Origin of the sequence: Kushneria halocnemicola, from assembly GCF_965650455.1 — a bacterium.
Classification (GTDB): Bacteria; Pseudomonadota; Gammaproteobacteria; order Pseudomonadales; family Halomonadaceae; genus Kushneria.
In genome coordinates this window covers 2,973,802-2,999,656 of sequence record NZ_OZ287968.1, presented here as the reverse complement: position 1 = coordinate 2,999,656, position 25,855 = coordinate 2,973,802, and the positions used below count along the sequence as shown (strand labels likewise).

At 62.7% G+C, this 25,855-nt stretch carries 22 protein-coding genes; 10 read left to right on the top strand and 12 right to left on the bottom strand.

Annotation, left to right across the window (positions count from 1 at the left end; genetic code table 11):
- Positions 1 to 9 precede the first annotated feature (9 nt).
- The 5 genes from ACS92L_RS13595 to ACS92L_RS13575 all read left to right on the top strand — a co-directional run bounded on the left by ACS92L_RS13595 (position 10) and on the right by ACS92L_RS13575 (position 7,396).
- Positions 10 to 1,761, top strand: coding sequence for an ABC transporter ATP-binding protein (locus tag ACS92L_RS13595; RefSeq protein WP_438765534.1), 1,752 nt, complete (start codon positions 10 to 12; stop codon positions 1,759 to 1,761).
- Positions 1,758 to 3,503, top strand: coding sequence for an ABC transporter ATP-binding protein (locus ACS92L_RS13590; protein ID WP_438765533.1), 1,746 nt, complete (start codon positions 1,758 to 1,760; stop codon positions 3,501 to 3,503). The genes ACS92L_RS13595 and ACS92L_RS13590 overlap by 4 nt, the downstream gene beginning before the upstream one ends.
- A 259-nt stretch (positions 3,504 to 3,762) precedes the next feature.
- Complete coding sequence (locus ACS92L_RS13585) at positions 3,763 to 5,079, top strand: PqiA/YebS family transporter subunit (protein ID WP_438765532.1); 1,317 nt, start codon at positions 3,763 to 3,765, stop codon at positions 5,077 to 5,079.
- Positions 5,076 to 6,722, top strand: coding sequence for an intermembrane transport protein PqiB (pqiB, locus tag ACS92L_RS13580; RefSeq protein ID WP_438765530.1), 1,647 nt, complete (start codon positions 5,076 to 5,078; stop codon positions 6,720 to 6,722). Before ACS92L_RS13585 ends, pqiB begins: the two co-directional genes overlap by 4 nt.
- The gene (locus tag ACS92L_RS13575) at positions 6,719 to 7,396 is read left to right on the top strand and encodes a PqiC family protein (protein WP_438765529.1); all 678 of its coding nucleotides are present in this window, start codon (positions 6,719 to 6,721) and stop codon (positions 7,394 to 7,396) included. Before pqiB ends, ACS92L_RS13575 begins: the two co-directional genes overlap by 4 nt.
- 103 nt (positions 7,397 to 7,499) lie before the next feature.
- Here the strand turns inward: ACS92L_RS13575 and ACS92L_RS13570 are convergent, their stop codons facing one another.
- The 4 genes from ACS92L_RS13570 to rdgB form a co-directional block, all read right to left on the bottom strand.
- The gene (locus ACS92L_RS13570) at positions 7,500 to 8,348 is read right to left on the bottom strand and encodes a 23S rRNA (adenine(2030)-N(6))-methyltransferase RlmJ (RefSeq protein WP_438765528.1); all 849 of its coding nucleotides are present in this window, start codon (positions 8,346 to 8,348) and stop codon (positions 7,500 to 7,502) included.
- A 74-nt stretch (positions 8,349 to 8,422) separates the two neighbouring features.
- Positions 8,423 to 9,088, bottom strand: a complete 666-nt coding sequence (locus ACS92L_RS13565; RefSeq protein WP_438765527.1) for an OmpA family protein — start codon at positions 9,086 to 9,088, stop codon at positions 8,423 to 8,425.
- An 86-nt stretch (positions 9,089 to 9,174) separates the two neighbouring features.
- The gene (gene hemW / locus ACS92L_RS13560) at positions 9,175 to 10,350 is read right to left on the bottom strand and encodes a radical SAM family heme chaperone HemW (protein ID WP_438765526.1); all 1,176 of its coding nucleotides are present in this window, start codon (positions 10,348 to 10,350) and stop codon (positions 9,175 to 9,177) included.
- The gene (gene rdgB, locus ACS92L_RS13555; RefSeq protein WP_438765525.1) at positions 10,350 to 10,949 is read right to left on the bottom strand and encodes an RdgB/HAM1 family non-canonical purine NTP pyrophosphatase; all 600 of its coding nucleotides are present in this window, start codon (positions 10,947 to 10,949) and stop codon (positions 10,350 to 10,352) included. Before rdgB ends, hemW begins: the two co-directional genes overlap by 1 nt.
- A 231-nt stretch (positions 10,950 to 11,180) precedes the next feature.
- Here rdgB and ACS92L_RS13550 point away from each other — a divergent pair, with 231 nt between their 5' ends.
- Positions 11,181 to 11,903: a LuxR C-terminal-related transcriptional regulator gene (locus ACS92L_RS13550; RefSeq protein WP_438765524.1), complete on the top strand. Its 723-nt coding sequence runs from the start codon at positions 11,181 to 11,183 to the stop codon at positions 11,901 to 11,903.
- A gap of 96 nt (positions 11,904 to 11,999) precedes the next feature.
- On the opposite strand, the gene ACS92L_RS13545 is transcribed toward ACS92L_RS13550, so the two are convergent.
- Together ACS92L_RS13545 and ACS92L_RS13540 are read right to left on the bottom strand one after the other, a co-directional pair.
- Complete coding sequence (locus ACS92L_RS13545) at positions 12,000 to 13,562, bottom strand: SulP family inorganic anion transporter (protein ID WP_438765523.1); 1,563 nt, start codon at positions 13,560 to 13,562, stop codon at positions 12,000 to 12,002.
- Positions 13,559 to 14,233 (bottom strand): carbonic anhydrase, encoded by a 675-nt coding sequence (locus ACS92L_RS13540; protein WP_438765522.1) that lies wholly within the window; start codon positions 14,231 to 14,233, stop codon positions 13,559 to 13,561. Before ACS92L_RS13540 ends, ACS92L_RS13545 begins: the two co-directional genes overlap by 4 nt.
- A 417-nt stretch (positions 14,234 to 14,650) precedes the next feature.
- On the opposite strand from ACS92L_RS13540, the gene ACS92L_RS13535 reads away from it, so the two are divergent.
- Entirely contained in the window at positions 14,651 to 15,334 is a 684-nt protein-coding gene (locus ACS92L_RS13535; RefSeq protein WP_438765521.1) for a LuxR C-terminal-related transcriptional regulator, read from the top strand.
- A gap of 19 nt (positions 15,335 to 15,353) precedes the next feature.
- On the opposite strand, the gene ACS92L_RS13530 is transcribed toward ACS92L_RS13535, so the two are convergent.
- From ACS92L_RS13530 to ACS92L_RS13505, 6 genes are all read right to left on the bottom strand, one after another.
- Positions 15,354 to 16,931: an AAA family ATPase gene (locus ACS92L_RS13530; RefSeq protein ID WP_438765520.1), complete on the bottom strand. Its 1,578-nt coding sequence runs from the start codon at positions 16,929 to 16,931 to the stop codon at positions 15,354 to 15,356.
- 73 nt (positions 16,932 to 17,004) lie between these two features.
- The gene (gene hemL / locus ACS92L_RS13525; RefSeq protein WP_438765519.1) at positions 17,005 to 18,294 is read right to left on the bottom strand and encodes a glutamate-1-semialdehyde 2,1-aminomutase; all 1,290 of its coding nucleotides are present in this window, start codon (positions 18,292 to 18,294) and stop codon (positions 17,005 to 17,007) included.
- A 123-nt stretch (positions 18,295 to 18,417) separates the two neighbouring features.
- Positions 18,418 to 19,041 (bottom strand): thiamine phosphate synthase, encoded by a 624-nt coding sequence (gene thiE / locus ACS92L_RS13520; RefSeq protein ID WP_438765518.1) that lies wholly within the window; start codon positions 19,039 to 19,041, stop codon positions 18,418 to 18,420.
- Positions 19,038 to 19,877: a bifunctional hydroxymethylpyrimidine kinase/phosphomethylpyrimidine kinase gene (thiD, locus tag ACS92L_RS13515; RefSeq protein ID WP_438765517.1), complete on the bottom strand. Its 840-nt coding sequence runs from the start codon at positions 19,875 to 19,877 to the stop codon at positions 19,038 to 19,040. The genes thiE and thiD overlap by 4 nt, the downstream gene beginning before the upstream one ends.
- Positions 19,877 to 20,311 carry a protoporphyrinogen oxidase HemJ gene (hemJ, locus tag ACS92L_RS13510; protein ID WP_438765515.1) on the bottom strand — a complete coding sequence of 145 codons (435 nt, stop codon included), beginning with the start codon at positions 20,309 to 20,311 and terminating at the stop codon, positions 19,877 to 19,879. Before hemJ ends, thiD begins: the two co-directional genes overlap by 1 nt.
- A gap of 52 nt (positions 20,312 to 20,363) precedes the next feature.
- Positions 20,364 to 22,145, bottom strand: a complete 1,782-nt coding sequence (locus ACS92L_RS13505) for a chloride channel protein (protein WP_438765514.1) — start codon at positions 22,143 to 22,145, stop codon at positions 20,364 to 20,366.
- A gap of 210 nt (positions 22,146 to 22,355) precedes the next feature.
- On the opposite strand from ACS92L_RS13505, the gene erpA reads away from it, so the two are divergent.
- From erpA to rsmG, 3 genes are all read left to right on the top strand, one after another.
- Entirely contained in the window at positions 22,356 to 22,709 is a 354-nt protein-coding gene (erpA, locus tag ACS92L_RS13500) for an iron-sulfur cluster insertion protein ErpA (RefSeq protein ID WP_438765513.1), read from the top strand.
- A gap of 621 nt (positions 22,710 to 23,330) precedes the next feature.
- On the top strand, positions 23,331 to 25,223 hold the full coding sequence (gene mnmG / locus ACS92L_RS13495) for a tRNA uridine-5-carboxymethylaminomethyl(34) synthesis enzyme MnmG (RefSeq protein WP_438765512.1): 1,893 nt from the start codon (positions 23,331 to 23,333) through the stop codon (positions 25,221 to 25,223).
- Entirely contained in the window at positions 25,220 to 25,837 is a 618-nt protein-coding gene (gene rsmG, locus ACS92L_RS13490; RefSeq protein WP_438765510.1) for a 16S rRNA (guanine(527)-N(7))-methyltransferase RsmG, read from the top strand. Before mnmG ends, rsmG begins: the two co-directional genes overlap by 4 nt.
- Positions 25,838 to 25,855 lie beyond the last annotated feature (18 nt).

Sequence of the window (25,855 nt, the reverse complement as noted above, 5' to 3'; positions counted from 1 at the left end):
CCAACGCTCATGGCGCTACGCCGACTGCTGCTCGATTTTCTGGCGACCCATCGCCGCGCCTATCTGCTCGCCATTATGGCGCTGCTGGCGGTAGGCCTTCTCAACATGGCGCTGCCCTGGTGGGCCGGGCGCATCATCGATGCCCTCAACGAGGGGCGTATCGACATGCCCGGGCTGTGGCGCAGTGCCGCGGTACTGGTGGCCGTGGCACTGGCCATGTATGTGCTGCGCTATCTGTGGCGCATGCTGCTCTTTGGCGCCTCCTATCGGCTGGGCGTGGCCCTGCGTGACCGCTTCTATGAAAAGCTGACCCGACTGGACCCGGGCTTTTTCCAGCAGCGGCGCAGCGGCGATCTGCTGGCGCGCTCGACCCAGGACATCGATGCCGTGGAGGTGGCTGCCGGGGAAGGCGTGCTCTCGAGCGTGGACGGGGCGCTGACGCTGGTACTGGTGCTTTTGATGATGATCATCGTGATCGATGCACCGCTGGCGCTGATTGCGCTGATTCCCTTCCCCTTCATGGCCTGGGGCTTTTACCGCATCGCCAGTCGGGTACAGGGCTATTTCGGTCAGTCGCTGGCGCGCTTTTCCGATCTCAACGACCGCACCCAGGAGGCGCTCGCCGGGCTGCGACTGCTGCGCCAGCACTCGCTGATCGAGGCCGAGATTGCCGATTTTGACCAAAGGGCCGACGCCCACGCCCGGGCCAACTACCAGGTGCAGCGCATGGAGGCGCGCTACGACCCGGTGGTGTTCGTGGCGCTGGGCAGCGCAACTCTGGCCACCATCGTGGCCGGCAGCTGGCGCTATCTGGAGGGGGCCATCACGCTGGGCGAGCTGACCAGCTTTACGCTGTATCTGGTCCAGCTGATCTGGCCGATGTTTGCCCTCGGCTGGTGTCTCAATATCCTTCAGCGCGGCGAGGCCGCTGCGCGGCGCCTGACCGAATTCTTCCACGAGCGTGAAACCATCAGCGATGAAGGCGTGCTGACCAGGGCGCCCTCGCCGGCCATTCACGTGGCGATCGAGTCCTTCACCTACCCGCTGTCACACACCCCGGCGCTGGCCGATCTTCAACTGGCGATCGCCCCCGGCCGGACAGTGGGCATCGTCGGCGCGACCGGCAGCGGCAAGTCCACCCTGATCCGGCTGCTGCTGCGCCAGTATCCGCTGGCGCACGGCGCGCTAACCCTGGGAGAGCAGCCCCTGAGCGACTACCGGCTGGACGCGCTGCGCTCGATGTATGCCTACGTGCCCCAGGACCCGTATCTCTTTGCCGCCACGCTGGGGGAAAACGTGGCGCTGGGGGTACCCGATGCCAGCGATGAGGCGATCCGTCAGGCCCTGACCGCGGCGGCCTTCGGCCCGGATCTGAAACGTCTGCCCGAGGGGCTCGAGACCCGCATAGGCGAGCGCGGCGTGACGCTCTCCGGCGGCCAGCGCCAGCGGGTCGCGCTGGCGCGTGCCCTGCTCTCCCCTGCCCCCATTCTGCTGCTTGATGACACGCTCTCGGCGGTGGATCAGACCACCGAGCAGGCCCTTCTAAAAACGCTGGAAGCCGAGCGCGAGCGCACCTGTCTGATCGTCAGCCATCGCCTGTCGGCCGTGCGCCACGCCGATCATATCGTGGTGCTGGAGCAGGGCCGCGCGGTCGAGCAGGGCCGCCACGAGGCGCTGCTGGCCCGGGGCGGGCACTACGCCCGCCTGTGGCAGGAGCAGCAGGGTTGCGGTGACGGTCGCGGTGAGGAGGCGCCCACATGATCAATCGTCGCCTGCTCGCACTGATGATGCGCCCGCTCCTGTATGACCGCCGCCGTGTGCTGCTGGCGCTTGCGCTATTGCTGATCGCCACCGGCATGGACGTGCTCGGCCCCTGGCTGACCAAGCACTATATCGACAGCTATCTGGTGCCGCGCGATCTGCGCGTCGAGCCGCTGACGCTTCTGCTGGTGCTGTATGTCGGCAGTCAGTTGCTTGCCGCGCTCGGGCGCTACCTGCAGACGCTCTATTTTGCCCGCATCGCACTGGATGCCGTGCACGCCCTGCGTCAGCGGGTCTTTCGCCACGTCATGCGTCTGCCCCAGCACGTCCATGACGCCACCCCCACCGGCGAGATGGTGGCGCGGGTGACCAACGACACCGATGACCTGCGCGAGCTCTACGTCGAGTTTCTGGCCACGGTGCTGCAGAACCTGATGCTGTTGATCGGTATCCTGGTGGCGATGGCGCTGATGGATCTCAAGCTGATGCTGATCGCCGCGACCCTGATTCCGGTCGCCGCCGTGATCATCTGGGGCTATCAGCGCGCCAGCGGCCCGGCCGCCATGGAGGTGCGCCGCCTGCGCGCCGGGCAGAACGCCCGCATCAACGAGGCGATCGGTGGCATGAGCGTGCTGCAGGCGTTCAATCAGACCGAGCGCTTTCGCACGCGCTATCACGACATCAACGTGGCGCAGTATCAGGCCCGGCTGCACACCATCCGCATCTCGGCGCTTTTGTTGCGCTCGGCGCTGGATCTGGTCGGCGTGATCATTCTGGCCGCGCTTTTGATCGGCTATGGCGCCGATGCGCTGGTGGGCGGCGCCGAAATCGGCGTGCTCTATGCCTTCGTGACCTGGCTGGGGCGTGTCAGTGAGCCGCTGATCGAGATCACCCAGCGCTTTAACATCTTTCAGCAGGCGGGCGTGGCCGGCACGCGACTGCTCTCCCTGCTGGATCGCCCGCAGGCCGCCACCGGCGACGATACACAGCCCATCCAATCCGCCGACTACCGGCTTCAGGCGGTGGCGTTTCGTCATCACGGCACCGAGGCCAATACGCTCGATGATGTCACGCTCGAGATCCCCGAGGGGCGCTTCATCGGTCTGGTCGGCCCCACCGGCAGCGGCAAGTCGACCCTGTTGGACCTGCTCGGCGGTTTGCAGCCGGTCACCAAAGGCCAACTGCTGCTCGACGGTCGGCGCATCGAGACCCTGGCGCCGTCGGTGATCAATACGGTGATGGCCAGCGTGCCGCAGGAGCCCTTCATCCGCTCGACCACGCTGCGGGACAACCTGCTGATGGGGATCGAGGCCGACGAGGCCGCCATGGCGCGGGCCATCGATGAGGCGCAGCTGCGCGAGCTGATCGACCGGCTGCCCGACGGACTCGACACGCCGCTGGGTGAACGAGGGCTGACGCTGTCCACCGGCGAACGCCAGCTTTTGGCACTCGCCCGGGCGCTGCTGCGACAGCCGCGGATTCTGCTGCTCGATGAGGCCACCGCCAGCGTCGACAGCCTGACTGAATCGCGCCTCAATCGAGCGCTGGCCGCGCTCAAGGGGCGGGTCACAATGATCGTGGTGGCCCACCGGCTCTCGACCATTGCCGGGGCCGATGAGGTGGTGGTGATGCAGGCCGGGCGGGTCGTCGAACGCGGGGCACCCGGGCAGCTGCTCGATGATCCCGACGGCGCCTATTACCGGCTCTGGCACCAGCCGGTGGCCATCGATAGCCGAGGCTGAACCGCCATAACACATGATGGCTTGCCGTGGCCGGCGCTCGATGCTATTTACGTACCCTGGTGAATGTTTATTACGACTCGGCAGGCGTGGACCCTGACATGTCAGAGATGTCCTGATACTGCCAGAGCGCGGGGATCGGCTATATTTTCCGGGCCCGAATACTTCATGGCCGCCCTGTCATGGCCGATATTTGCCACACTATTGTCTCAGACTGACTCATCCCGAGCCGAATTCGGAGAACACCATCACCACGCCATCCGTGCCTTCACGGCCCCTGCGGGTCTGCCATGAATGCGATCTGGTCAGCACCGTGCCGCCACTGGCGTGCTCGGAAAGCGCGCGCTGCCCGCGCTGTCAGAGTGAGCTGATGGTGCGCAAGCGTGCCCCTGCCCAGCAGGCACTGGCGCTGGCCATCGCCGCGGTAGTGGCGCTGGTCGCCTCGCTCGCCTTTCCGTTTATCTCCTTTTCCGCGCGCGGCATCGAGCGCGCCATCAGCCTGACCGATGCCATCGCCATTTTGTCGACCGGCAACTACACCGTGCTCGCGGTGGTGCTGTGGATGGTGCTGTTGCTGCTGCCGATGCTCTATCTGGGCATGGTGATCGTGATACACGCTGCCTTTTTGCTGGGCCGCCGCCCGCCCCGGGGCATGTTGATGCTGCGCACCCTGCGCCATATCGAGCACTGGATGATGGCCGATGTGTTCCTGATCGGCGTGCTGGTCAGCCTGGTCAAGATTTTGTCGCTGGCCAGCATCGGCTTTGGCGTCTCCTTCTGGGCCTTTTGCCTGTTCGTGGTGCTGATGCTTTTGATCTCGCGCAGCGTGGATCGCGACTGGCTCTGGGATGTCATGGCCCCGGAACCGGCCCCGCCGGCCCGGGCGCAGTCGGGGCGCACCGCACTGAGTCAAAAGCTCGCGGGCTGTCCGGTGTGTGGTACGGTCAACGACTACTATCACCACCAGCCATGCTACTGCCGACGCTGCGGCGAGAAGCTGCACATGCGCCGCCGCCACAGCGTGCAGAAAACCCTGGCGCTGCTGATGGTGTCCGTCATCCTCTACATTCCGGCCATGGTGTTGCCGATCATGACCGTGTCGAGTCTCAACGATACGACCACCCAGACCGTCATGGGCGGCGTGCTGTTGCTGCTCGATCATGGCGACTATCCCATTGCCGCCATCATCTTTCTGGCCAGCGTCGTCATTCCGGTGGCCAAGCTGCTGGCGCTGTTCTGGCTGTGTATCAAGGTGGCCCGGCCACAGCCCTGGCGGCCCGAGGTGCGCATGACCCTTTATCGGGTGACCGAATTCATCGGCCGCTGGTCGATGATCGATGTCTTCGTGGTCGCTTTGCTGGCGGCGCTGGTACAGCTCGGGGTGTTGATGCATGTGTCTGCCGAGCCCGGCATCATCGCCTTCGGCGCCGTGGTGGTACTGACGATGGTGGCCGCCATGAGCTTTGATCCGCGTCTGATCTGGGACGCCGCCGACCACGCCGATCTTGAAAACAACGATATTTCTACATTATCCCCTCAGCCGGTGGTTGCAGGGAAAGCACAGGACACGGGGCAATGAGCGAGACCGAGACCACCGCACAGCGCAAAAAGCACCGCCACATTTCGCCGGTCTGGCTGATCCCGCTGATCGCGCTGTTGATCGGGGGGTGGATGCTCTATCACACCCTCTCCTCGAGGGGTCCGGAAATCACGCTGATCATGAACAATGCCGAAGGCATCGATGCCGGCAATACCATGATCAAGGCGCGCAATGTGGACGTGGGCGAGGTCACCTCGGTATCGCTGTCGGAAGACACCTCGCATGCCGTGATCAAGGCGCGCATGGACCCGGACACCGATCGCCTGCTCAACGAGGACACCCGGTTCTGGGTGGTCAAGCCGCGCATCGGCCGCGAAGGCATCAGTGGTTTGAATACCGTGCTGTCGGGGGCCTATATCCAGCTGCAGCCGGGGCATTCGGAAAACGCCCAGGACAGCTTTGAAATGCTCGAACAGCCGCCGGTCGCCCCGCCGGATGCCAAAGGGCTGCGCCTGCATCTGACCAGCGCCGCCGCCGGCTCGCTCAACGTCGGCGACCCGGTCCTGTTTCAGGGCTTCACCGTCGGGCGGGTCGAGAATCTCGAGTTCGACACCGAAGACCGCGTGGTGCACTACCAGCTCTTTATTCAGGAGCCCTACGAGGATCTGGTCACCAGCAACACCCGTTTCTGGCTGGCCTCGGGCATCAATTTTGACCTGACCTCCGAGGGCTTCTCGCTGGGGCTGGGCTCGCTGGAGTCGCTGGTCAGCGGCGGCGTGACCTTCGGCGTGCCGGAAGACATTCCGCCGGGCGAGCCGATCGGCAACAACAGCGAGCTGGTCTTTTCGCTCTACAGCGATGAAGAAAACGCCCTGCAGGGCAGCTTCAGCCACTACCTGCGCTATGTGGTCATGATCGATGACACCGTGCGCGGGCTCTCGCGTGGCGCCCCGGTCGAGTATCGCGGCGTGCGCATCGGTACCGTGGACACCGTGCCCTACCGCATCGATCTGCTGCAGGAAAACCAGGTTGAGGGCTTCAGGATTCCGGTGCTGATCCGCATCGAGCCGCAGCGAATGCAGGCGAAGGTGGACGAGGAGTCGCTCAAGGACTGGCGCGCACGCATCAACGCCATGTTCGGCAACGGTCTGCGCGCCTCGCTCAAGACCGGCAACATCTTCACCGGCGCGCTCTTTGTGGATACCAACTTCGTCGACGAGCCGTCCGAGCAGACGATCAAGGAATATAACGGCGTGGCCGTGTTCCCGAGCGAGCCCGGCAGCTTCGCCCAGATCGAACAGAAGGTGACCGGCCTGCTCGACAAGCTCAACAACCTGCCGGTGGAATCGTCACTGGACCGCCTGGATGCGACGCTTGCCAGTTCCGAGTCGCTGATCAACGAGCTCAACGAGACCGCCAGCAGCATCAATGAAGTGCTCAACGACGAAAGCACCCGCGGTCTGCCCAGCGACGTACAGCGCACGCTGCGCAGCATCGAGCAGACGCTGTCGAGCTACTCGAGCGAGGCCCCGGCCTACGGCGAGCTGACCTCGACGCTGAGAAGCCTTGAGCAGCTGATGCGCTCGCTGCAGCCGGCGGCGCGCACCATCAGCGAGAAACCCAATTCGCTGATATTCAATCGCGGCGAGATCCAGGATCCGCAACCGAGGGCCCGTCCATGATGATGCCATTTCTTCACGCCTCACTTCGCAGTGCCGGCCTGGCAGCGGTGGCGATGCTGGTCGGCTGCGCCGGCCAGGCCACCGAGTTTCACCGCTACACGCTGCCGCTGGCCGATCAGCGCACCGCCGAGCCGGGCGCGTCGCTGCCGGACAGCGCCCCGACGCTTGCAGTGTCATCGGTTCGCCTGGCGGACTATCTCGACGGCCAGGGCGTGGTCTATCAGACCAGCGATATCGAGGTAAACGAGGCGCAGACCAATCTGTGGGCCGACAACCTGAGCGCCCAGCTCACCCGCAGCCTTCAGCGCACGCTGGGCGACCGGCTGCGTGATCATCGCGTGCTGGGCGAGACGCTGGCCGGCGACCGCGCCGATACCGGCGTGCGGGTCACGCTGTCGCAGTTTCAGGGGCGCTATGACGGCATGGCGGTACTGGCCGGGCAGTATCAGCTGCGCGATGCCGGCGGCAACCTGATGGCCCAGCATCATTTTGATATCGAGCGGCCGCTGGAAGACGACGGCTACCCGGCGCTGGTGCGTACCCTCTCGCAGGGCTGGGAAAACGTGGGCGAGCAGATTGCCGACGAGATTGCGCGTCAGGAGCGCAGTAATGCCAACGCCGGCGCCTCGGCGAGCCGCCCGTCGACACAGACAGCGCCGACCGGCTCGTCCTGACAGGCTGACCGGGGTTAACACAAAAAGGCCCGCCATGACGGCGGGCCTTTTTGCAGGAGCAACGTCCGGCGTTCAGGATCTGACCCTTGTGGTCAGCGCCTGATCAGGGCCGCTCGGGCATCCACCAGTCGCTGGTATGCCGGGCCTGATCGCCGTAGAGCGTGGCAAGTTCGGTGAAGGCGTCATCAAGCTGCGTGTCCAGCTGCCACGGCGGGTTGAGTATCAAAAGCCCCGAGCCGTAGAGCCCGCGCTCACCCGCCGGGTCGTGACGAGTGAGCTCGCTGCGCCACACCTTGGCGATCTCATGGCGCTTGATCGTATCCAGCAGGCGCTGGTGACGCCCGTCCCCCAGCAGCGGATACCAGATCAGCACGACGGCATGTCGCATCTGGCGCACGACCTGATCAAGCGTCGAGGCGACCGCCTCATAGTCGTCCTTCACCTCATAGGAGGGGTCGATCAACACGCACAGCCTGGGCGTTCTTACCGGCAGCTGATGGACCAGCCCTTCCAGGCCGTCGCGCTTGAGCCGTCGTACGTGGGGCGTATCAAGCGCGGCGTCTTCCAGATGGCGATGCTCGCCGGGATGCAGCTCATACAGGGTCAGCCGATCATTGGCGCGCATGGCGCGGGCAAACCACCAGGGCGAGCCCGGATAGCGCGCCAGCGTCCCTGGATCGTCCTGAAGACTGCCCAGCGCCTCGCACCAGCGCTCGAGCAGCCCCGTGTGGCGATCACGCGCCTGCCAGACAGGCAGGACGCCCTCGCGGTACTCACCCAGCCTTGCGGTCTCCACCGCCTCCAGCGGATAGTGACCTCGGCCGGCATGCGTGTCGATCAGGCTCAGGGCCGAGTTTTTCTGCATGAGGCGCTCGATCAGCGCGAACTGGGCCAGATGCTTGTGCACATCGGCAAAGTTGCCGGCATGCCATGCATGTTGATAGGAAAGCACGTTCCCTCCTTGAAAAAACGTCGCCGCAGTCACAGGACTGCGGCGACGATCCGACGCTCGGTCGATTCAGCGAATCATTGGTTGCCGTTGGGGACCAGCGTGACCGTGACGCGACGATTCTGCGCCCGGCCTTCGGGCGTGTCGTTGCCGGTTACGTAGTTGCTGGCGCCGTAGCCCTGCATGATCAAACGGTTAAAGTTGACCCCGCCGCGGGCCAGATAGTTGCCGACCGCCTGGGCGCGCAGCTCGGACAGACGCTGGTTATAGGCCGCAGCACCGGTGGAGTCGGTGTAGCCGGCGATATTGACCAGCGTGTCGGGATACTCGCCAAGCACCTTGATCACGCCATCCAGCGGGGCGTGAATCTGCGAGGAAAGCTCGCTGGAATCACTGCCGAAGGTGATGGCGCTGGGCATGTTGAGCTGGATCTGATCGCCGACGCGATTGACGCTCACGCCCGTGCCCTGCATTTCCTGACGCAGTTTGGCCTCCTGAGCGTCCATGTAGTAGCCGACACCGCCACCGGCGGCCGCGCCCACGGCGGCACCGATCAGGGTCTTGTCGAGGCGGTGGTTACCGCTTTTGGTCGCGCCGGCCACGCCGCCGACCAGCGCGCCGATGCCCGCGCCCTTGGCCAGACTCGAGGTCTGCTGCTCATTGGTATAGGGGTTTGTCGTGGTACAGCCCGTAGCGGCCATGACTACGGCCAGCGGCGCCGCCATCCAGATGCTTTTCTTCACGTCCTGCTCTCCTGTGAATACCGTTCGGGGCCTGGCCCCGATCTTCCTGAACCTGCAGGGCCATCAGAGCCCTGCCGTGTGGCCCGTCATGAGCGGGCCAGAACCGAATCATCGCACAGCGCCAGCAGATCGTTGAGAAACAACAGCCCCAGCGGTGTGGCCTGTATGCGGGCGTGCGTGTCACACATCAGCTCGCGTGCAATGGGCGCTCTAGTGTGAGCGTCCAGACGGGCGTCGTCGAGCCCGGTATGACGCGGCCAGAGCGCGCGGGGCACGCCCTCGCTCAGGCGCAGGGCGTTCATCAAAAACTCGAGCCCGCGCTCATCGCGCGAGAGTTCGCGATGGCCGGCCACAAAGCCGTGCGGATCACCATGGCGCTCAAGGTAGGTCTCGGGCTGGCGCACTTTCCAGCGCCGCTCGATCGCAAGCCCCTGCCCCTCCGGCCTAGAGATCTTGCCGTGGGCGCCGGCGCCGATGCCCAGATAGTCGCCGAAACGCCAGTAGTTCAGGTTATGGCGCGCCTCATGGCCCGGGCGGGACCACGCCGAAATCTCGTAGCGCTGAAAGCCGGCCGCTTCCAGACGGGCCTGGCCGGCGTCCTGAATGTCGGCCAGCACGTCCTCCTCGGGCAGCTCGGGCGGGCGCGAATAAAAGGCCGTGTTGGGCTCGAGCGTGAGCTGATACCAGGACAGATGCGAAGGCTCAAGCGCCAGCGCCTGGTCGATGTCGGAAAGCGCCGTGGCCATGGTCTGCCCCGGCAGCCCGTGCATCAGATCGATATTGATCTCGTCAAAACCGACCTCGCGCGCGGTGGTAATGGCGTGCACGGCCTCGCCCGCATCATGGATACGTCCCAGCCGTGTCAGGGCCTCGTTGTCAAAGCTCTGCACGCCGACCGAGAGCCGGTTGATGCCGGCGCGGCGAAAATCGGCGAAACGCTCGCGCTCGAAGGTGCCCGGGTTGGCCTCCAGCGTAATCTCGATATCATCTGCCAGCGTCAGGCGCTCGCGGATACCGGCCAGCAGCCTTTCATAGCCGGCGCCGCTGACCAGACTGGGGGTGCCGCCGCCAATGAAAATCGAGGTCAGCACCCGGCCCTGGACATCGACCAGCTCGGCGTCCAGATCCGCCAGCAGGGCATCGATGTAGGCCTGCTCGGGCAGCGCCTGCGTCAGCGTATGGGAATTGAAGTCGCAGTAGGGACACTTGCGCACGCACCATGGAACATGGATATATAGCGCCAGGGGCGGCAGGGAAAGCATCAGCGCTCCAGCTGCTCGAGCAGGGCGGTGAGCGCGCGACCGCGATGGCTGATTCGATTCTTGAGCTCCGGCGAGAGTTCGGCCACGCTCAATCCCTGATCGGGTACCCAGAACAAAGGATCATAGCCAAAGCCACCCTCGCCGCGCGGCAGGGAGAGAATTTCTCCCGGCCAGCTGCCCTGAACAATAATGGGCACCGGATCCTCGGGATGGCGCATATAAACAAGCACGCAGTGGTACTGCGCGCCACGCTGACCCTCGGGCACCTCGGCAAGCGCCTCGAGCAGTCTGTCGTTGTTGGCCTGATCGTCACCCTGCGCGCCGCTGTAGCGCGCCGAGTAAATGCCGGGCGCACCGCCCAGCGCGGTGACGGCCAGTCCCGAGTCGTCGGCCAGCGCCGGCAGCCCGCTGCCAAGACAGGCAGCACGCGCCTTGAGCAGGGCATTTTCAACAAAGGTCAAGCCGGTCTCCTCGGCGGCCGATATACCGTGATCGGCCTGAGAAGTGATCTCCCATGCCAGCGGTTCGAGCAGCTCGCGGAACTCCCGCAGCTTGCCGGCATTGTTGCTGGCGACAACGAGAGAGCGTGTAGCAGACATAAGGCATGATCCCCTGGTGTGATTGACGACCCCATTTTAAAGCGCCATGTCATCACACTGGAACATATTGTTTCGGATTGGCCGACCGAAGCATACCTGGCGTGATACAAATAGCGTGATGTTAACCAACGAAATGACCGTCAAAACAGCGCCTGCCTGAGCGATGCTCCAGACGCCGTTTCGGAGTAAGCTTGAGCAAAGCCTCGTCGTTGGCTGTCACAACATGAGCTGATGAACGGGCATCAAGGGGGCACCGTGGATAGTGACGTGGAAAGTGAAAAGCAGGTAGTCGTACTACTGGTGACAGAGATCAACCCGCAAAGCGAGCTGTTCATGCAGTACGTGCGGGACAGGATCGGCTGTGAGGTAGAAACGCTGGCACCGCGGGATGCGGTACCGGCAGAAGATGATATACAGCGTGTGGTGCTGCTCGATGCCGATCATGTCAACGAAAAGGACATGTATCACTGGGAGGAGAGCGCTGCCAGCGAAAGCAACAGCCTGACGCTTGCCGCCTTCAACCTTGCCGATGAAAACCAGGCCGTCAATCTGGCGACCACCTTTCGTCTGCAGGGCGTGTTTTATCGCCGCGACTCGCTGGCACTGATCTGCAAGGGCATTGCCAAGCTGATCAACGATGAACTGTGGATGTCGCGCAATCTGATGACGCGACTGATCCGCTTCTATCGTCGCCAGCAGATCAATGCCTTCCGTCCGGCCAACGGTCTGACGCATCGCGAGCTCGAAATCCTGCGGCTTTTGGGCACCGGGGCGTCCAATACCGAAATCGCGGGCCAGCTGTTTGTCAGTGAACACACGGTCAAGTCGCACCTTTACAACATCTTTCGCAAGCTCAAGGTACGCAATCGGATTCAGGCCATGAACTGGGTGCGCCAGAACCTGGGCGGCGCGCCCCTGCCACCGGCGTCGCGCAGCACCTCGACCGACGCCTGACAACGCCGTTTTTGCTGGTGTCATGACATGAAAAGGGCGCCTTCGGTAATCAATACCGGAGGCGCCCTTTTGGTGCCTGCTTGAAACCATCAAGGATCAGGCAGGCCGTGGCGCCGGTGGCATGTCACCGCCCGTTAGCGCACTTGAGGGGCGAAGGGCGGGATAGCTGGCCGTCATGCCGTTGACCTGCTTGAGCTCCACCACGATATCGCGCTCGTGCGATGAATAGACGAAATTATCGATGTCCTCCTGAATATCGGGGTCGATGAAGCCCGCCTCGCGCGCATCGATGATGAGATGGCTGCCATCAACGATGTCATCCAGGTAATAGCGCACCTTGTCGCGGTTGAGAAAGGAGATATCGGTGTGAAAGCGCAGCAGGGCGTAATGCTCATGGCGCGTAAACGACACCGCCGAGTGATAGTTGGCACGCACCAGAAAATAGAGCCCGCACAGAAAGCCGATGATGACGCCTTCAAGCAGATTGGTGACCATGATCGCAACGACCGTGACGGCAAAGGGCACAAAGCGCTGCCAGCCCTGATGATAGTGCGCAAGGATCGTGGCCGGCCGGGCGAGCTTGTAGCCGGTATGCACCAGAACGGCCGCCAGGCACGCCAGCGGGATGAACTCCAGCGCCCCGGCCACAAACGCCACGCTGCACAGCAGCAGAATGCCGTGCACAAAGCTTGCAAGACGCGTGCGCCCGCCCGCCTGTACGTTGGCCGAACTGCGCACGATGACTGCCGTGATCGGCAGCCCCCCGACCATGCCACTGACGATATTGCCGATGCCCTGCGCCTTGAGCTCGCGATGCGGCGGCGAGTGACGCTTGAGCGGATCGATCTTGTCCACGGCCTCGAGACTCAACAGGGTTTCAAGGCTTGCCACCAGCGCCAGCGTCACGGCCGTCATGTAGACCTGCGGCTTGAGCAGATCAGCCACCACCGGCAGCTGCAGCTGTTCGATGAAATCCCCCGGCCCCCCCAGGCCCGGCAGGGAAATGCGCTGACCGGCCTCCAGCGCCCCGGGCAGGCCCATCGACAGCGCCAGCCGGTCCATGGCGATGGCGACAAGCACCGCCACCAGCGGGGCCGGAAAGCGCTTGATCACCGCCGGCATGAACGGCTGCTCCCAGCTGATCAGAATGACAAGCGACACCGCAGCAATGGCCAGCGCCACCGGTGACAGCCCCGCCATCAGCGCGCCGATATTGAGCAGGGAAACGTCACTGTCCTGCGAAAGCCCCAGCGCCAGCGGAATCTGATTGAGAATCAGGATCAGCCCGATGGCGGCCAGCATGCCCTTGATCACCGCCGAAGGCACAAACGCGCCGATCCGGCCCAGACGCAAAAAGCCGAACACCAGCTGCAGAACGCCGGCCAGCACCGTGGCCACAAACAGCCCGCTCAGCCCGATCTGTTCGACCGCCCCCAGAACGATCACGGTCAGGCCGGCTGCCGGGCCGGAAACGCTCAGCGAGGAGCCGCTGAAAAGCGACACAACGATCCCGCCGACAATACCGGCGATCAGTCCAGAAAGTGGCGGTGCCCCCGAGGCCAGTGAGATGCCCAGACACAACGGGATGGCGACCAGAAAGACCACGATACCGGCAGGCAGGTCCTGAGACAGCGTTTTAAGCGACAGTGTTCTGCTCATGTGACCGCCCCCCGCTCATGAGATACGCCCTTGCCGGATGTCGGCGTTCGGACCGGCACGGTCTCGTGACACTCGCCTTCCCAACGCTGAATTTCGCGCAGTCTGCCCGTTTCAAGGGCATAGACCATGCCGTGAATCGTGGGCCCTTGATGCCGTGACCACTGCGCCTGAATCAGGGGCATCTCGCTGAGCACCCGGACCTGATCGGCCACGTTGAATGCCACCAGTCGATCAAGACGCCCGGCATCATCGGGTATCTCCGAGAGCACATCAGCATGCCGTCTTCTGAGTTCACGGATGCCATCGAGATGATCATCCAGATGAGAAAGCCCGGTATTTTCATCTGTCATTGCCGCCTGGATACCACCACAGCGGTGGTGTCCACAGACCACGATATGACGGACCTTTAATACAGCAACGGCGTATTCAAGCACGCTCATAAAACCTGTTTCATTCGGGCAGACCCGGTTGGCCACGTTACGATGAATAAACATTTCACCCGGTGAGGTGTTACACAGCTGCTCGGCAGGAACGCGGCTATCAGAGCATCCGATCCAGAGCACTTCCGGCGATTGTCCGGTACTCAAGCGATCAAACATGCCCGGATCACGGTGTTTGATTTCATCGGCCCAGGCCTGATTTTCCAGCAGCAATCTCTCGACAAAACGCATCCAGCGCTCCTCTATTTTGTTACAGGGCTGTAAGCGATCCGTTTCAAATACATCCCCTAACGCAATTTCCTGTGCACAATGCGCCATTTGATGTAGATGCACGTTTTGACCGCTCTCATTCAAAAATCGATCGCCCTATAATCAGGGTCATCTTCAGTACCCCGGTCGCGTCGGCTATCGGTACGATCACCCGAACCGAGACCGCGTTCTTGTTGATCGACCTGGAACGTTAGTCGTAAGAGCTTAATCAGCTCTGAACCTTAAGTGCTTTTAAGTATTTGTTTTGTATATTTTTTTACTTAATCTTACTTAGCGTTAAGGGTGCCCTTCCCGGCGCGCCGGATGTCGGCACACCCCCCTGTTTTGACCGCTATCGGGTGTCTGAAGGCCTACATACTCTTTACCAGGGCCACTTTCATGGATGCGACACACACTGCACTGATCATGGTGACCAAAAGCAGCCCCCAGAATGAGCTGTTTCTGGATTACCTTCGTCAACAGCTGGGCTGCCACGTGCAACAGCTGCCGACCGATGAACCCCCCGAACTGCCCGATCATCTGAGACACTGCCGTGTCGTGGCGCTGCTTGACGATGACCATCTGGAAGAATCCGTACTGCGCGAGTGGACACAGCAGCTCGGCCAGTACGACGACGCCATCTTCACGGCCTTTAACATGTCCGATGAAGATCGCGCCGTCGCTCTGATGATGCGCATGCCGCTGCACGGCATTTTCTATCGAGGGGATTCACTGCAGTTGATCAGCAAGGGCATTCGCAAGCTTTTCGAAGGAGAGATGTGGCTGTCGCGCCCGCTGATGGAGCGTCTTCTGTGCGCGTACTGGCATCGCCAGCATGACGAACAGCTGCCACTGGCGAGTCTGACCCCGCGCGAGCATGAAATTCTGAGCCTTCTCGACAGCGGCGCCAGCAATCTGGATATCGCCGACCGACTGTCCATCAGCGAACACACGGTCAAGTCACATCTGTATCACGTGTTTCGCAAGCTCAAGGTGAGAAATCGGGCGCAGGCACTGAACCTGCTGCGCCAGCAGCCCACGGCCGTGGTGGCCGCGCCCCGCACACGTCGGGACACGGCCTGAGACCGGCGGCCGGGGTTGATCAGTTCAGACGCAGCCGCTCCTTGATCAGCGACACCAGCGTCAGATTGGCATCCTCGGCCGTGGTATCCAGATGAATCAGATAGGCCAGCTCATCCTCGTCAAAGGCCTCACGCGAGGCGAGCTGGTGATCCAGCACCTCGGTTCCCGCCTCTGACGCCTCACCGCGTCGCCCCTGACGTCGCTCGAGCCGGTCGCGCAGCGTCTCGTCATCGGCCTCAAAGCTGATCAAAAGTGCCGCCAGACCGCGCTTTTCGGCCTCATGACGCAGCCGGTCACGCTGTGAGCGCTTGAGCGATGTGGCATCGACGCAGACCGGGTAGCCGGCCTCCATCAATGTGCCGCTCAGGGCGGCCAGCCGCTCATAGGTCTGTCGGGTCATGTCATCGCTATAAAGCCCCTGCGCCACGCTTGAGCCCGAATCGGCATCAGGCGCCAGTTCCACAAGACGCTTTCGTTCGACGTCGGAGCGAAGGCGCACGGCCCCCATCGACCGGACCACCTGCTCGGTAAACCGGCTCTTGCCGCTGCCCGACACCCCCACGCTGATCAAAAGCCAGGGGATATCGATCTCGCTGTAGCGCTCGGCCAGCGCGATGTAGCTGCGATAGTCCGACAGCGCCGCGTCCCGGTCGGCCGGATGCAGATCCGGCTGCTGCAGGCGAAACAGCGCCACCTTGGCCCGCACCATGGCCCGATAGGCCTTGTACCAGGGCAGCAGGCGAACCAGCTCGTGATCGCCACTGCCTTCCAGATAGCGATTGAGCACGTGGCTTGACAGTGCATGCTCGCCGCGCGCCTCGAGATCCATCAGCAAAAAGGCCAGCTCGCAGCAGACGTCGTTGTAGCGCAGGTCATCGTTGAACTCGATACAGTCAAAGATCAGCGCGCGACCGTCGTGCTGCACCACGTTGGCCAGATGCACGTCACCGTGCGTTTCACGCACAAACCCGTCGCGCTGGCGCTGCGCCAGTATCGGCGAAAGGCGCTGATAGAGCTCGTCGGCGCGCTCGGCCAGTTCATCAAGACGGCGAAGGTCCTCTTTGCTGTCCAGCAGCGGGCGAATCTGATCGAAATTCTGCACCACCGGCGCCCGGACGGCCTCCGGCGACCCGAAGGTGCTGTCGGGTGAGACGCGCTCGGCACGCTGATGAAAGGCGACCAGCTGATCCACCATGTCATCCATCATGGCCCGGGTCAGCTCGCTGTTGGCCTGCAGCGTCGAGAAAAGACCGGCGTTGTCGAACTGTCGCATGCACACGGCGTATTCAAACGGCTCGCCCTCGCCGTCCAGTACCGGGGCATCAGGGGTGCCGCTGATGGGCACGACCCGCTCGTAGAGATCGCCCGCCAGCCGTCGGTTGAGTCGCACCTCGTCTTCACAAAAGCCCCGGCGACGCGCCAGCGTCGAAAAGTCCAGAAACCCGAAATCCAGCGGCTTTTTGATCTTGTAGGCGTACTCGCCGGTCAAAACGACCCAGGAAATATGGGTCTCATACACCTGCAGATTCGACACGTCATGATTGAAAAACCGGCCGCTTCTCAGCGCGCTGATCAGTGACTGACTCAAGGGACTCACTCCGGATCAGTGGGAAATTCGCCCGCCGAAACGACCGGTGGGCGCTGTATGGCGCCCCGGAGGGCGCCGGCTATCAGGTCAGGGTGGCGAACACGGCCTCGGCGGCGTCGAGCGTGGCATTGATGTCGTCGTCTTCGTGGACGCTGGACATGAAACCGGCCTCAAACGGGGACGGCGCCATGTAGATGCCGCGATCCAGCATGGCCGTAAAGAAGGCCCTGAAGCGCTCGACGTTGCAGCCGGTGGCGGCCTCGAAGTCGTTGACCTCGGTCCGGTCGGTAAAGAATACGCCGAACATGCCGCCGGCCCGATGGGTCAAAAGCGATACACCAGCGGCTTTTGCCCGCTGCTCGAGGCCGTCGCACAGCATGTCGACCCGCTCGCTCAGATGCTGATGGAAGCCGGGCTGGCGCACCTTTTTCAAAACCGCGATGCCGGCGGCCATGGCCAGCGGGTTACCCGAGAGCGTCCCGGCCTGATAGACCGGCCCCAGCGGCGAAAGATACTCCATGATGGCGCGCTTGCCACCGAAGGCGCCGACCGGCATGCCGCCGCCGACGATCTTGCCCAGGCAGGTCAGATCGGGGGCAACCCGGTAAAAGGCCTGAGCGCCACCCAGTGCCACGCGAAAGCCGGTCATGACCTCGTCAAAGATCAACACGGCGCCGGACTCATCACACACCTTGCGCAGACACTCCAGAAACCCGGGCACCGGCGGAATGCAGTTCATGTTGCCGGCCACCGGCTCCACGATGATGCAGGCCACCTGATCGCCGATCTCGCGAAAGCACTCGCGCACGCCCTCGATGTCGTTGTAGGACAGCGTGATGGTGTGCTCGGCAAGCGAGGCCGGTACGCCCGGCGAGCTGGGCTCGCCATGGGTGAGCGCGCCGGAACCGGCCTTGACCAGCAGCGAATCCACATGGCCGTGGTAGTTGCCCTCGAACTTGACGATCTTGTCACGCCCGGTATAGCCGCGCGCCAGGCGTACTGCCGACATGGTCGCCTCGGTGCCCGAGTTGACCATGCGCACCATGTCAATCGACGGCATGATCTCGCAGATCAGCTCGGCCATATCGGTCTCGACCGCCGTGGGGGTGCCAAAGGAGAGGCCGTCTTCGAGCCGGTCGCGCACGGCGCTGAGCACGTCCGGGTCGGCGTGGCCGGTGATCATCGGCCCCCAGGAGCCGACATAGTCGATATAGCGTCGGCCCTCGACGTCAAAGAGGTAGGGCCCGCGGGCACGTGACACGAACATGGGCGCACGCCCCATGCCCTTGAAGGCACGTACGGGAGAGTTGACGCCACCGGGAATGCGATGCCCCGCGCGGGTAAAAAGCGTCTCGGAAGTAATGAGATCCATCTTCACGCTCCTGTGGAAAAGAGGACACAGGCCGGGTCTGAAGCGAGCGACCTGAAGAGAGTGCGTTATCCACACCCGGTGGGCGGCCGCGGCCGACACCGGGTATGGATAACCTGAAAGACATTATCGATCAAACTTTTGATTGAGCCGGCGCACTGCAGCGCCCGGATCATCGGCGCCGAAAATGCCGTGGACCAGCGCGACCAGATCAGCGCCGGCCTCGACCGTGGCGTCGATATTGTCGGCATCGATACCGCCGATCGCCACTCGCGGCAGGCCGAAATGCTCGGCGCGGGCGAGAATCGACAGATCCGCCGGCGGCGCGTCGGGCTTGGTTCGTGACGGATAGAAGCGACCGAAGGCCAGATAGCTGGCGCCCTCGCGCGCGGCCTGTTCGGCGAACTCGAGACTGTCCTGACAGGTCGCGCCGATAATGGCATCAGGGCCCAGCGCCTTGCGGGCCCGGGCAATCGAGCCATCGCTGCGGCCCAGATGCACCCCGGCGCCCAGCCGCCAGGCCAGGGCGGCATCGTCGTTGATGATCAAGGGGGTGTCGTAGTGATCACACAGCGCCTTGAGGGCGCGCGCCTGCCGCTCGCGCAGTCCTTCGTCGCCGGACTTGTCGCGGTACTGCAAAAGCGCGATGCCGGCCTCCAGCGCGGCCTCGCAGCGATCGATGAGCGTGGCATCATCCGGCATCAGCTGCGCATCGGTCAGGGCGTAGAGCCCCTGCTTCCACTGGGTCATGGCTCGCTCTCCGGCGTTGGTAAATAAAATCGGTCGGCCAGACGGTCGGGAACGTACTGGCCGCGCCCGGGCATCAGTGCGTTTTCAAGACTGTGCCAGGTAAACTGCTGCGCCCTTTCACAGGCGTTTTCAAGTGTCTCGCCCCGCGCCAGCAGGGCCGCCGTGGCACTGGCCAGCGTGCATCCGGAGCCGTGATAGCTCCCCGGCAGACGTGGCCATGACCACTGCCGCATGCTCTCCGGCGTATAGAGGCGATGAATGACGCTGGCGCGCCGGCACTGGCCGGCCACATCGGTGCCCGTGGCCAGAATGGCGCCCGCCCCTGTTGCCAAAAGCCTTTCGGCCTGACCGGCAATGGCCTGATCATCGGCGCCGTCCTGTCCTGACAGGGCAGAGGCCAAGCGGGCAAGCTCCTGAAGGTTGGGCGTGACCAGACTTGCCAGCGGCAACAGCCGCTGGACAAACGCCGCCATCAGCGCCTGCCCGGACAGTTCACGCCCGCCGCCGGCCTTCAGCACCGGATCGAGGATGATGGGCAGATGCGGATGCGCCGCACACAGCGTAATGACCGCCTCCAGCGCGGAGAGGTCGGCAATCAGACCCACCTTGATGGCGTGAATCCCGCAGTCATCGAGCAGCGCCCGGGCCGTTGCCAGTATCTCCTCACCCGGGCGTGGCATGACGTCCTGAACGTCCACGGTGGTCTGGCGCGTCAGGGCTGTGGGCACCGTCAGCGCCCAGCCGCCCATGGCACGAACGGCCTCGGCGTCGGCCATCAGCCCGGCGCCGCCGGTCGGGTCATGACCGGCCAGGACCAGCACGCAGGGCAGCGTCATTAAAGCGGCTTGACCACGGAAAGAATGACGATGGCGATCAAAAGTACCGCCGGAATGATGCCAAAGATGCGGTAATAGGTCCCGCCGCGGCGATTGGTACCGGCCGCAAACCGCTTCATGTGCGCCATGCAGATATGGTGGAAACCGATCAGAAGAACGACCAGTACGGCCTTGACGTAAAACCAGCCCGCGGTGAGGTAGTACTGGAAATCAAGCGCCACAAGCCAGATCCCGAACACCAGCGTCAGGATCATGCCCGGTGTCATGATGGCGCTGTAGAGCTTGCGTTCCATGATCTGAAACCGGGTCGACCCCTGACCGTCATTCTGGCGCAGGGCATGGCTGTGATAGATGAAAAGACGCGGCAGATAAAAAAGCGCGGCAAACCAGCACGTAAATGAAATGATGTGAAAGGCCAGAACCCAGGCGTACATAGGGGCATCCTCGATAGCAGTGGTCAGGTCGTGTCCGATGGGTCATTGCCCATCAGTGATAATAGTTTTCGATGGCTTCACGCGTGATGATACCTGAAACCCGATGCATCATCGGCGCGGTAATGTGTCTGACGTAAAGTGCATCCACCCGCTGATCGTCAAGACACGCAAAGGCCTCCGACAGCGTAGCCTGAAGATCGATGGGAGCCAGCTCCAGGCGCTTGCCGGGGATCTCCAGCAGATTGACGCTACCCTCCTGATCCACGCCGGTCTGGTCTTCTTCTTCAAGCGCCCGGGCCATGTCGGCCGCCAGCAGGGCCAGCGGTGCCTTGCCGGGTTCGCGGTCGGCCTTTTTCTGATCCCCCTGCCGGTGGATCAAAAGCCATGTTGGCCGGGCATCCAGAATGGCTCGTGCCCGCTCCTGGCTGATGACCGCGGCCGTCACGCTGACGCTGCGGTCCATGACGGCGCCGACCCCGACCCTTGAAAGCGCCTGCATCAGCGGCTGCTGCAGCGGATGTTGCGTGCTGCCCTGGCGGGGCATGACAAAAAACCCCTGAGTGCGCCAGACAAGACGTGCCGTCAATGAGGCGCTCAAGACGGTCAGCATGCCGTACAAAATGATATCAGGGCTGTGTGTCAGCTCCAGAAGCGCCATGATGGCCGCCAGCGGCGCCTGTAAAACGGCGCCCATCATGGCGGCCATACCCATCATCACATACAGGTTGGGCTCCCCCACCATCGAGGGCAAAAGCGCCGTCGCCCCGAGCCCGAAGAGCGCACCGGCCGCGGCACCAATCACCAGCGTTGGGCCCACGATGCCGATCGGGATGCCGCAGGCCACGGTCACGGCGGTGAGTATCAGCTTGCCCAGCGCCAGCGCCAGCAGCACATCAAGGCTTGCCTGACCGGCCAGAATCGCCTCGACACTGTCATAGCCGATGCCCTGCACCTGCGGATAAAAAAGGGCCACCGACCCGGTCAGCACGCCGGCAACCAAGATGCGAATGCCCCAGGGCACCCGGGCAAAACGCTCGCCCACGCACGACAAACGGATAAAGCCCCCGGCCATGACGCCGACCGCCAGCGCCATGAGCAGAAGCCACGGAATATCGAGTAGGCGCGGTTCGATGACGGCCGGCAACATAAAGGCCGGCGCCGAGCCGAAATGCAGCTGTGTGACCACCGCCCCGGTGGCCGAGGCCAGCATCACCGGCATGAAGCCGGTCAGGGTGTACTCCATCATTACCACTTCCATGGCGAAGATAACGCCGGCGATGGGCGTATTGAACGACGCCGAGATACCGGCGGCCACCCCGCAGCCCACCAGCACGCGCAGACTGTTGTGCGGCAGCTTGAGCTGCTGACCGATCCAGCCCGACGCCCCGGCGCCGAGATGGACCGCCGGCCCCTCGCGACCGGCAGAAAGCCCGCCCAGCAGCGAGACCACACCGACCCACCACTGATTGAGCCAGTTGTCGCGGGCCATGACGCCCTGATGATAGGAAAAGCGCTCGATAACATGGGTAATACCCAGTCGACGCGCGCTTTTTTTCTGCCACCCAAGCCCCAGCCCGATCAGCACGACGGCGGCCACCGGCAGAGCCATGCGCACCGCCGCCGGCAGGGCTTCAAAGGCCTCGGTATGCCCGTCGGGCATCAACACCAGCGCCCCCAGTTCGATCAGCTCTCGAAAGGCGATCATGATCACACCCGTCAATGCCCCCGAAATGACTGCCAGCAGGCACAGCTGCGGCAGGGCATCGACGCTTGCCAGTTCGCGTCGAAAGTTTTCAAGGCTCAGGCGGGACATATCAAAAAGGCGGCGCGGCAAGCTTTTTCTCCCCAGCGGCAGAGTAACAGGGTCACGGGATGGCAGGGCTGTCAGCCTATCACTGTTTTCACCGATACCTCTGGTGATCGTCATGCAGCGTCTGTCGGTTGACCACCGGCTGGGGGGGTGTCGATAATGGACACCATGACAGCCCTCGTGCTGATCCATTTCTGGCACGCATCATGCGTGTCATCCTAGAAGGAGACCGCGATGAGCGGAGCAGAATCCTTTGTTCCGACCCCGCTTGTCTTTACCGATGCCGCAGCCGGCAGAGTCAGAGCGCTGATCGAGGAAGAAAGCAACCCGGCCCTGAAGCTGCGCGTCTACGTAACGGGAGGCGGTTGTTCGGGCTTTCAGTATGGTTTCGATTTTGCAGAAACCGTCGGTGAAGACGACACCGTGATCGAAAACGGCGACGTGGCCATGGTGATCGACCCGCTGAGCTATCAGTATCTGGTTGGCTCCACGGTCGATTTCGAAGCCGGTCTGGCCGGTGCCCGCTTTTTGATCAAAAACCCCAACGCCACGACCACCTGTGGTTGCGGAGCCTCCTTCACGGTGTAAGGTCCTCAAGGTGAGGCCAAAGCGCCTGTCAGTCTCTGACAGGCGCTTTTTTTACGCCTGAAAAAGCCCCTTTTGACCCTTTTTACCGCCTGTCGCCCTGTGGATAGAAAAATATCCACTTTTCTCTTTTTCGCGCTACAGCCCCCTGTACGCGGGCCCTGTTTTTCTTTTTTACAAGACGCTGCCTCTCTTGATGACCATGGGGAGAAACCTCCCTGAGCCCGGTTGACGAGTCGGGGATAAATCGAGCTGTGGGTAACTTGCCCATTTATGCACACCTCGTACAGTGCCTGCCCCAGGGAAGCACGCAGCTTTCCCGGCGTTCCAGTCACACTCCAGCTTGCTGTTTTATGGGTGGAAAAGTTGCTTTTCCACAGAAATCGCCTTCACCAGTAATTACAACCATAATAGAACTTCTTATTTAAAAACCGTTTTTATTTATTAATAGCCTGTTCTCTGAAAAATCCATGTGTGGAAAACCCTGACGCTTACTCACAGCCACGTTATAATGCGCGCCATTCAACACGGTTTATCCCCAACGCCCTGTTCGGGCATGTGGGTATCGACACACGCTGATCACTCGGGTGTCGCCTTCATCTTCAACCCCTCGAGGTTTTTCACGTGGATTATCCGGACCGCTTTGACGTCATTGTCATCGGTGGTGGTCATGCGGGTACCGAAGCCGCACTGGCCGCCGCTCGCATGGGCTGTCAGACCCTGCTGCTCAGTCACAACATCGAAACGCTGGGACAGATGTCCTGTAATCCGGCCATTGGCGGGATCGGCAAGAGCCATCTGGTCAAGGAAATCGATGCCCTCGGCGGTGCCATGGCGCTGGCCACCGATCAGGGCGGCATCCAGTTTCGTACGCTCAATTCCCGCAAGGGACCGGCCGTGCGTGCCACCCGTGCTCAGGCCGATCGCGTGCGCTACAAGGCCGCCATTCGCCACATTCTTGAAAACCAGCCCAATCTGTCGATCTTTGCCCAGGCCGCCGACGATCTGATCGTTGAAGGCGATACGGTACGCGGCGTACTGACCCGCGGCGGTATCCGCTTCATGGCAGAAACCGTGGTGTTGTGTACCGGCACGTTTCTGGGCGGGGTAATTCATATCGGCATGGAGCACCACAGCGGCGGACGTTCGGGCGATCCGGCTTCCAACGCACTGGCCGCTCGTCTGCGCGAACAGCCCCTGCGCGTGGCCCGGCTCAAGACCGGCACGCCGCCGCGACTGGATGCCAGAACGGTCGACTTTTCGAAGCTGGCCGAACAGCCCGGCGATACGCCGCGGCCGGTGATGTCCTACATGGGACGTCGGGACATGCACCCCGATCAGGTAAGCTGCTTCATTGCGCATACCAACGAGCGTACCCACGACATAATCCGGGCCAATCTGGATCGCTCGCCGATGTATTCCGGCGTTATCGACAGTACCGGACCGCGCTACTGCCCCTCCATCGAGGACAAGATTCACCGCTTTGCCGACAAGCAAAGCCACCAGATCTTTATCGAACCGGAAGGGCTTGATACCCATGAGCTCTATCCCAACGGTATCTCGACATCACTGCCCTTTGACGTGCAGCTGTCACTGGTGCGCTCGATCGAAGGGCTGGAGCGCACGCATATCGTGCGTCCGGGCTATGCCATCGAGTACGACTTCTTCGATCCGAGAGATCTGAAGCACTCGCTGGAAACGAAGGTGATTCACAACCTGTGGTTCGCCGGACAGATCAACGGCACCACCGGCTATGAGGAAGCCGCCGCCCAGGGGCTTCTGGCCGGTCTCAATGCGGCCCGCCGCGTCAAGGGACTCGAGCCCTGGTGGCCGCGTCGCGATGAGGCCTACATCGGTGTGATGGTGGATGACCTGATCCGCATGGGCACCCAGGAGCCTTACCGGATGTTTACCTCGCGGGCGGAGTATCGTCTGCTGCTGCGCGAGGACAATGCCGATCTGCGTCTGACCGAGACCGGTCGTCAGCTGGGCCTGGTGGATGACGCACGCTTTGACGCCTTCCAGCAAAAGCGCCAGGCCATCGAGACCGAGCGCGAACGCATCGATCACACCTGGATTCAGCCAAGCAGCGACGCGGCCAAAAGTCTTTTCGACCGGGTGGGTAAACTCTCGCGGGAACATCGACTCAGTGATCTGCTGCGTCGCCCCGAGCTGACCTATGACGACATTGCACCGCTGGCCGACGGGGCCGCGCAGGACCCGCTGGTGCGCGAGCAGGTGCAGATTCAGGCCAAGTATCAGGGCTACATCGACCGCCAGAGCGAGGAGATCGACAAGCTCAAGCGCCACGAGGCCACCCGGCTGCCGGAGACGATCGAATACGATCGCATCGACGGGCTTTCCAGCGAGATCCGCCAGAAGCTCAAGGCCGCTCGGCCCGAAACGCTGGCCGAAGCCGGCCGCATTCCGGGCGTTACGCCGGCGGCCATTTCGATGCTTTTGATTCATCTTAAAAAACGCAGCAACGCGCACAAGGTCGGGGCCGCCACGTCATGAGTGGTGCGATCGAGCGTCGTCTCGATGACGGCATGACGGCCATGAATCTCAGCGTTGCAGGCGATGTTCGTGACCGGCTGCTGGCCTTTGTGACGCTGTTGCACAAGTGGAATCGGGCCTATAACCTCACCGCCGTACGCGATATCGACACGATGGTGACGCGTCATCTGCTCGACAGTCTGGCGATTCTGCCCTGGATTGAAGGCCCGAAACTTCTGGATGTTGGCAGCGGCGCCGGGCTGCCCGGCATCGTGGTCGCCATTGTGCGCCCCGACATTGCCCTGACCTCGATCGACAGCAACGGCAAGAAGATTCGATTCCAGCGTCAGGTGGCCTTTGAGCTGGGCCTTGACAACGTCACCCCCGTACACGACCGGGTCGAGGCGCTGGCCGGGGTTAGCTTCGAGCAGATCACCAGCCGTGCCTTCGCCGCCCCGTCGGAGTTTGTCGATCTGACGCGCACGCTTCTGGCCGAAGGCGGACACTGGCTGGCCATGGCGGGGCGCGTGGATGACATTACGCTGCCCGACGATGTCAGGCTGGTCCGGACATGGCCGCTGGACATTCCCGGTGAACAGGCCCAGCGTCATCTGTTGAAAATGGACATCGCCTGACAGGGCTCAGCGATCAAT

Excerpts from the sequence above, each read along its gene's own strand:
- hemJ (WP_438765515.1), bottom strand. The coding sequence starts at position 20,311 with ATGTACGCCTGGGTTCTGGCCTTTCACATCATTTCATTTACGTGCTGG.
- ACS92L_RS13545 (WP_438765523.1), bottom strand. The coding sequence starts at position 13,562 with ATGAGCAGAACACTGTCGCTTAAAACGCTGTCTCAGGACCTGCCTGCC.
- ACS92L_RS13595 (WP_438765534.1), top strand. The coding sequence starts at position 10 with ATGGCGCTACGCCGACTGCTGCTCGATTTTCTGGCGACCCATCGCCGC.
- hemW (WP_438765526.1), bottom strand. The coding sequence starts at position 10,350 with ATGCTTTCCCTGCCGCCCCTGGCGCTATATATCCATGTTCCATGGTGC.
- rdgB (WP_438765525.1), bottom strand. The coding sequence starts at position 10,949 with ATGTCTGCTACACGCTCTCTCGTTGTCGCCAGCAACAATGCCGGCAAG.
- ACS92L_RS13575 (WP_438765529.1), top strand. The coding sequence starts at position 6,719 with ATGATGATGCCATTTCTTCACGCCTCACTTCGCAGTGCCGGCCTGGCA.
- ACS92L_RS13540 (WP_438765522.1), bottom strand. The coding sequence starts at position 14,233 with ATGCGTTTTGTCGAGAGATTGCTGCTGGAAAATCAGGCCTGGGCCGAT.
- thiD (WP_438765517.1), bottom strand. The coding sequence starts at position 19,877 with ATGACGCTGCCCTGCGTGCTGGTCCTGGCCGGTCATGACCCGACCGGC.
- rsmG (WP_438765510.1), top strand. The coding sequence starts at position 25,220 with ATGAGTGGTGCGATCGAGCGTCGTCTCGATGACGGCATGACGGCCATG.
- hemL (WP_438765519.1), bottom strand. The coding sequence starts at position 18,294 with ATGGATCTCATTACTTCCGAGACGCTTTTTACCCGCGCGGGGCATCGC.
- ACS92L_RS13590 (WP_438765533.1), top strand. The coding sequence starts at position 1,758 with ATGATCAATCGTCGCCTGCTCGCACTGATGATGCGCCCGCTCCTGTAT.
- thiE (WP_438765518.1), bottom strand. The coding sequence starts at position 19,041 with ATGACCCAGTGGAAGCAGGGGCTCTACGCCCTGACCGATGCGCAGCTG.
- erpA (WP_438765513.1), top strand. The coding sequence starts at position 22,356 with ATGAGCGGAGCAGAATCCTTTGTTCCGACCCCGCTTGTCTTTACCGAT.
- ACS92L_RS13550 (WP_438765524.1), top strand. The coding sequence starts at position 11,181 with ATGAACGGGCATCAAGGGGGCACCGTGGATAGTGACGTGGAAAGTGAA.
- pqiB (WP_438765530.1), top strand. The coding sequence starts at position 5,076 with ATGAGCGAGACCGAGACCACCGCACAGCGCAAAAAGCACCGCCACATT.
- ACS92L_RS13535 (WP_438765521.1), top strand. The coding sequence starts at position 14,651 with ATGGATGCGACACACACTGCACTGATCATGGTGACCAAAAGCAGCCCC.